Here is a 5,777-nt window from a genome sequence, read left to right as displayed (position 1 = left end):
GAACAAAGAGGAGTTCTGGCGCGCCCAGTCCGAGCTGCGCAACATGCGCCGCGAGGCGCGGAGCCTGCTCGGCGACGCACAGGGTGACGTCGAGGCGGCCCAGGAGGCCGGCTCGGAGTTCGTCGCGCGGCTTCGCCGACTCGACATCCTCGGCGAGAACGACGACATCTCCGCGGTCCTGTCGCTCGACGTGACGGACCTGCTCGAGCGCCGTCTCCAGACGGTTGTCTACCGCGAGGGCCTCGCGTCCTCGACCAGCCAGGCACGCCAGTTCATCGTCCACGGGCACATCACCGTCGACGGCGCCCGCGTCACGCGGCCGTCGAAGAAGGTCGAGACGTCCGAGGAGGACGCGGTGGCCTTCGACGAGAACAGCCCGCTGGCAGACGACCTCCACCCCGAGCGGGCGGAGGGACAGGAGTAACCACCAATGAGCGAGACAGAAGAGAACAAGTGGGGCATCGCCCACGTGTACGCGTCGTTCAACAACACGCTCATCACGGTCACCGACGAGACCGGCGCGGAGACGATCGCCAAGTCCTCCGGCGGGACCGTCGTGAAGCAGAACCGCGACGAGGCTTCGCCGTACGCGGCCATGCAGATGGCCGAGGTCATCGCGGAGGAGATCAAGGCGGCCGGCCTGGAGGGCGTGCACGTTCGCGTGCGCGGCCCCGGCGGCAACCTGAACAAGTCCTCGGGGCCCGGCGCGCAGGCGACGATCAGCGCGCTGGCGCGGGCCGGCATCGAGATCGGCCGCATCGAGGACGTGACGCCCATCCCGCACGACGGGACGAAGGCGCCGAAGAACAAGCGAGTCTAACATGAGCGACGCCGACTTCGACGTCCAGTACATCGAACGCGACGACCGCAGCGCGCGGGTGCTGATCCGCGGGCTCACGCCGGCGTTCGCCAACGGCATCCGCCGCGCGATGATCGCCGACGTGCCGACGTTCTCGATCGACACCGTTCGGTTCGTCGAGAACTCCTCGGTCATGTTCGACGAGATGATCGGCCTCCGTCTGGGCCTCGTGCCGCTGACGACGCCGCTCGACGAGTTCGAGGTCGGCGACGAGGTCACCCTCGCGCTCGACGTCGAGGGACCGGCGACCGCCTACTCCGGGGACATCGAGACCTCGGAGCCGATGGTCGAGCCGGCCGACGACAACGTCCCGATCATCGAGCTGAAGGAGGGCCAGCGGATCGAGCTGGAAGCCGACGCGGTGCTCGACACCGGCAAGGAGCACGCCAAGCATCAGGGCGGCGTCTCCGTCGGCTACCGCCACCTCCAGCACGTCACCGTCGACGGCGACCGCGGCGAGTTCGACGAGGACGAGACGAACGTGCTCCGCGGGGTCATCGAGACCGAGGACGGCGACATCGTCCCGACCGCGGCGTTCGACCACGACCTCTCCGAGAAGTACCCCGGAAAGGAACTGACCGTCGAGGACGTCCCCGGCGCGTTCGTCTTCCACATCGAGACCGACGGCTCGCTGTCCGTCGAGGAACTGCTGCTCCGCGCGATCGACACCATCGAGGAACGCGCGGACGAACTGCACACGAAAGTTAGCGTCTAACGACGTATGACCACCCGCACCACCACTTCCCGACCGACGCTCGCCGCCCCGTCGACCACCGCGGTCGACGGCCGCGGCACCGCCGCGAGCGGCGCCGACGGTACGTGCCGTCAGCCGTTCGCACGCGGGCGTGGGACCGAAAGTGGTTTTACGGGTGGTCGACTACCGTGGAGTGCACGCAGGGATAGCCAAGTCAGGCCAACGGCGCAGCGTTCAGGGCGCTGTCCTGTAGAGGTCCGCAGGTTCAAATCCTGCTCCCTGCACTCCACTTCTTTCAGACCCTCACACACGGAGGGACACCTATGAGTAGCAAGACGAACCCGAGACTACAGAACCTCATCGCCGAGCTGAAGTCGGTCTCGCGCGAGTCCGGAGCCAACGTTTGGCAGGACATCGCGGACCGGCTGGAGAAGCCCCGGCGCACGCACGCGGAGGTCAACCTGGGCCGCATCGAGCGGTACGCCCAGGAAGACGAGACCGTGATCGTTCCCGGCAAAGTGCTGGGAAGCGGTGCGCTGGAGAAGAACGTCACCGTCGCGGCCGTCGACTTCTCCGGGAGCGCCCGGACGAAGATCGAACAGGCCGGCGAGACGCTGACGCTCGAACAGGCTGTCGAACAGAACCCCGACGGAAACGACGTGAGGATCCTCCGATGAGTCTGGCAGAATTCGACGCCGACCTCGTCGTGGACGCTCGCGACTGCATCCTCGGACGCGTCTCCTCGAACGTGGCACAGGCCGCGCTCGACGGCGACCGCGTCGCCGTGGTGAACGCCGAGCACGCGGTCATCACCGGCAACACCGAGGACACGATGGACACCTACCAGACCCGGGCCGACCTCGGCTCGGACAGCGGGCCGTACTTCCCGAAGCGCCCGGACCGCATCTTCAAGCGGACGATCCGCGGCATGGTCCCGTACAAGACGGACCGCGGCCGCGAGGCGTTCTCGAACGTGCGCGTCTACGTGGGCAACCCCTACGAGCGCGACGACGACCACGAGGCGGTCGTCCTCGACGGCACCTCGCTGGACCGACTGTCCAACATCAAGTTCACCACGCTCGGAGAGGTCTCCGAGACACTGGGAGCTAACGTCACATGGTAACGAACACCTCAGGCAAGAAGAAGACGGCCGTCGCCCGCGCCACCGTGAGCGAGGGGAACGGCCGCGTTCGCATCGACTCCCAGCCCGTCGAGCTGGTCGAACCCGAGCAGGCGCGCCTGAAGATGCTGGAGCCGTTCCGCATCGCGGGCGAGGAGCTCCGCGAGGATGTCGACATCGACATCGACGTCTCCGGCGGCGGCTTCAGCGGCCAGGCCGACGCGGCCCGCACCGCCATCGCCCGCGGCCTCGTGCAGCACTTCGGCGACGCCGAGCTGCGCGACGCCTACATGGACTTCGACCGCACGCTGCTGGTCAACGACGTGCGCCAGGCCGAGCCCAAGAAGTGGGGCGGTCCCGGCGCCCGCGCGCGCTACCAGAAGTCCTACCGCTAGGTGATCCATCCATGATGATTCCCGTCCGGTGTTTCACGTGCGGCAACGTCATCGGTGAACACTGGGAGGAGTTCAAGGCCCGCGCCCGTGAGGGCGACGAGGACCCCGGCGAGGTACTCGACGATCTGGGCGTCGACCGGCACTGCTGTCGCCGGATGATGGTCAGCCATCGCGACCTCGTCGACGTGGTCTCCCCCTACCAGTAACCATGACGACACAACACCACAATCGGTACGAGAAGGCCCGTATCCTCGGCGCGCGAGCGCTGCAGGTGTCACACGGAGCGCCCGTGCTGACGGAGACCGACCGGACCGAACCGATCCTCGTCGCGGCCGAGGAGTACGACGCGGGCGTCCTGCCCTTCACGGTGCGCCGGGAGGAGCAGTAGTGACCCGCATCCAGTCGGTGTCGCTCCGGCGCGTGCTCGACTCCCGTGGCAACCCCACGGTCGAGGCGGACGTGCTGACGGAGTCCGGCGGCTTCGGCCGCGCCGCGGCGCCCTCCGGGGCGTCGACCGGCGAGTACGAGGCCATCGAGCTCCCGCCAAACGAGGCCATCGCGGCGGCCCGCGAGCTGGCGGTCCCCCGGCTGACGGGGCTGTACGCCGGCGACCAGCGCGAGATCGACGCCGCCCTGCGCGGTGCCGACGGCACCGAGGACTTCTCGGAGATCGGCGCCAACAGCGCGGTCGCGATCTCGATGGCGGCCGCGAAGGCCGCCGCCGACGTGCTCGGTGCGCCGCTGTACCAGCACCTCGGCGGCGCGTTCCGCGGCGACAACTTCCCGGTTCCGCTCGGCAACGTCGTCGGCGGCGGGGAGCACGCCAAGGAGGCGACCCACATCCAGGAGTTCCTCGCGGCCCCGGTCGGCGCGCCGAGCGTCGAGGAGGCCGTCTTCGCCAACGCGGCGGTTCACGCGGCCGTCGGCGACGTGCTCGACGAGCGCGGCGTTCCCGCGGCGAAGGGCGACGAGGGCGCGTGGGCGCCCGCGGTCACGGACGCGGAGGCGTTCGAGATCGTCGACGAGGCGACCGACCGCGTCGAGTCGGAGGTCGGCTTCGAGATCCGCTTCGGCCTCGATATGGCCGCCGCGGAGCTGTTCGACGCCGACGCCGGTTCGGACGGCGCCTACGTCTACGGCGACGAGGAGAAGTCGCCGGCCGAGCAGGTCGACTACGTGGCAGACCTCGTCGACGAGTACGACCTCGCGTACGTCGAGGACCCGCTCGACGAGAACGACTACGAGCGGTTCGCCGAGCTGACCGACCGGGTCGGCGACCGCACGCTGGTCTGCGGTGACGACCTGTTCGTCACGAACGTCGACCGGCTCCGGACGGGCATCGAACAGGGCGCGGCCAACAGCATCCTGATCAAGCCCAACCAGATCGGCACGCTCTCGGACACCGTCGACGCCGTCGAGCTTGCGGCGCGCAACGGCTACGAGACCGTCATCTCCCACCGCTCGGGGGAGACGGAGGACACCACCATCGCACACCTCGCCGTGGCGACCGACGCCGGCTACATCAAGACCGGCACGGTCGGCGGCGAGCGAACCGCCAAGCTCAACGAACTGATCCGCATCGCGGACGACGCAGTATGACCGAGGACAACGACGCGGTCGAACTCGAGGAGGATGCCGAGCCCGAGGAGGCCGGCGAGCCCGTCGAGGAGGAGACCGCCACGACAGACGACCAGCCCGCCGAGGCGGCCGACGAGGCAGCCGAGGCCGAAGACGACGCGTCCCCGTTCGACGAGGACGTCATGCCCGACGAGGAGGCGGACCTCCTCATCCCCGTCGAGGACTACCTCGGTGCCGGTGTCCACATCGGTACCCAGCAGAAGACCAAGGACATGGAGCGGTTCATCCACCGCGTCCGTGACGACGGGCTCTACGTGCTCGACGTGAGCCAGACGGACGGCCGCATCCGAACGGCCGCCGACTTCCTGGCCAACTACGACCCCGAGCAGATCCTCGTCACCAGCTCCCGGCAGTACGGCCGCTTCCCGGCCGAGAAGTTCGCGGACGCCATCGGCGCCCGCGCCCGCACCGGGCGGTTCATCCCGGGCACGCTGACGAACCCCGATTACGCCGGCTACATCGAGCCGGACGTGCTCGTGGTGACGGACCCGATCGGTGACGCGCAGGCGGTCAAGGAGGCCATCACGGTCGGCATCCCCGTCATCGCCATGTGCGACTCGAACAACCAGGTCTCGAACGTCGACCTCGTCATCCCGACGAACAACAAGGGTCGCCGCGCCCTGTCGGTCGTCTACTGGCTGCTCGCCAACGAGACGCTCGACCGCCGCGGCGCCGACACCGTCTACGCCCTCGACGACTTCGAGGACGAGCTGTAAGCCGGTTTTCCTCCTTCGATCCGACCTTCAGTTTCCGCTTTCCGTTCCCGATAGCGGCCGGTCGTGGTCGCGAGTGCTGACTGATACCGATACTGGGAATAGCGGCGTGTTTGTGTCTTTTTTGTGTTACTGGGCGGTGTTTTTGTGACTGCTGTCGGTGCTGCTGCTGGGGACAGCGACACCCAGAAAGCCCCAGCCGGCTCTCTGGACGCGGTTTTTGTGTCTGTTGCAGATCCTGCTGCGTGGAACAACACCACCCAGAAAGCCCCAGCCGGCTCGACCGCGCCGCGCCTCGCTGCGCTCCTCGCTCTCAGCACCGCCCGCTGCGGTGCTTACGTCGTCGGGGCGGGTTCGA

11 protein-coding genes and 1 tRNA gene are annotated in these 5,777 nt (G+C 68.2%); 11 read left to right on the top strand and 1 reads right to left on the bottom strand.

Annotation, left to right across the window (positions count from 1 at the left end):
- The 11 genes from AN233_RS05260 to rpsB form a co-directional block, all read left to right on the top strand.
- The coding region (locus AN233_RS05260) for a 30S ribosomal protein S4 (protein ID WP_058365795.1) at positions 1 to 424 on the top strand (424 nt) is incomplete at its 5' end.
- Positions 425 to 430: 6 nt separating this feature from the next.
- Complete coding sequence (locus AN233_RS05255; protein ID WP_058365794.1) at positions 431 to 820, top strand: 30S ribosomal protein S11; 390 nt, start codon at positions 431 to 433, stop codon at positions 818 to 820.
- A 1-nt stretch (position 821) separates the two neighbouring features.
- Positions 822 to 1,574: a DNA-directed RNA polymerase subunit D gene (locus AN233_RS05250; RefSeq protein ID WP_058365793.1), complete on the top strand. Its 753-nt coding sequence runs from the start codon at positions 822 to 824 to the stop codon at positions 1,572 to 1,574.
- A 178-nt stretch (positions 1,575 to 1,752) separates the two neighbouring features.
- Positions 1,753 to 1,837: transfer RNA gene (locus AN233_RS05245), tRNA-Leu, on the top strand.
- Between the two features lie 39 nt (positions 1,838 to 1,876).
- Positions 1,877 to 2,230: a 50S ribosomal protein L18e gene (locus AN233_RS05240; RefSeq protein WP_058365792.1), complete on the top strand. Its 354-nt coding sequence runs from the start codon at positions 1,877 to 1,879 to the stop codon at positions 2,228 to 2,230.
- Positions 2,227 to 2,676 carry a 50S ribosomal protein L13 gene (locus AN233_RS05235; RefSeq protein ID WP_058365791.1) on the top strand — a complete coding sequence of 150 codons (450 nt, stop codon included), beginning with the start codon at positions 2,227 to 2,229 and terminating at the stop codon, positions 2,674 to 2,676. Before AN233_RS05240 ends, AN233_RS05235 begins: the two co-directional genes overlap by 4 nt.
- Complete coding sequence (locus tag AN233_RS05230) at positions 2,670 to 3,068, top strand: 30S ribosomal protein S9 (protein ID WP_058365790.1); 399 nt, start codon at positions 2,670 to 2,672, stop codon at positions 3,066 to 3,068. Before AN233_RS05235 ends, AN233_RS05230 begins: the two co-directional genes overlap by 7 nt.
- Before the next feature lie 11 nt (positions 3,069 to 3,079).
- On the top strand, positions 3,080 to 3,274 hold the full coding sequence (locus AN233_RS05225; RefSeq protein ID WP_058365789.1) for a DNA-directed RNA polymerase subunit N: 195 nt from the start codon (positions 3,080 to 3,082) through the stop codon (positions 3,272 to 3,274).
- A 2-nt stretch (positions 3,275 to 3,276) separates the two neighbouring features.
- A complete protein-coding gene (locus tag AN233_RS05220; RefSeq protein WP_058365788.1) occupies positions 3,277 to 3,456 on the top strand; it encodes a DNA-directed RNA polymerase subunit K in 180 nt (59 codons plus the stop codon).
- Complete coding sequence (eno, locus tag AN233_RS05215) at positions 3,456 to 4,667, top strand: phosphopyruvate hydratase (protein WP_058365787.1); 1,212 nt, start codon at positions 3,456 to 3,458, stop codon at positions 4,665 to 4,667. Before AN233_RS05220 ends, eno begins: the two co-directional genes overlap by 1 nt.
- A complete protein-coding gene (rpsB, locus tag AN233_RS05210) occupies positions 4,664 to 5,422 on the top strand; it encodes a 30S ribosomal protein S2 (protein ID WP_058365786.1) in 759 nt (252 codons plus the stop codon). Before eno ends, rpsB begins: the two co-directional genes overlap by 4 nt.
- Before the next feature lie 126 nt (positions 5,423 to 5,548).
- Here the strand turns inward: rpsB and AN233_RS17635 are convergent.
- On the bottom strand, positions 5,549 to 5,777 hold a 229-nt coding region (locus AN233_RS17635), incomplete at its 5' end, for a hypothetical protein (RefSeq protein WP_218055051.1).

This window comes from Haloparvum sedimenti (assembly GCF_001462205.1).
GTDB classification, from domain to species: domain Archaea; phylum Halobacteriota; class Halobacteria; order Halobacteriales; family Haloferacaceae; genus Haloparvum; species Haloparvum sedimenti.
This window is presented reverse-complemented; position numbering and strand designations above follow the sequence as displayed.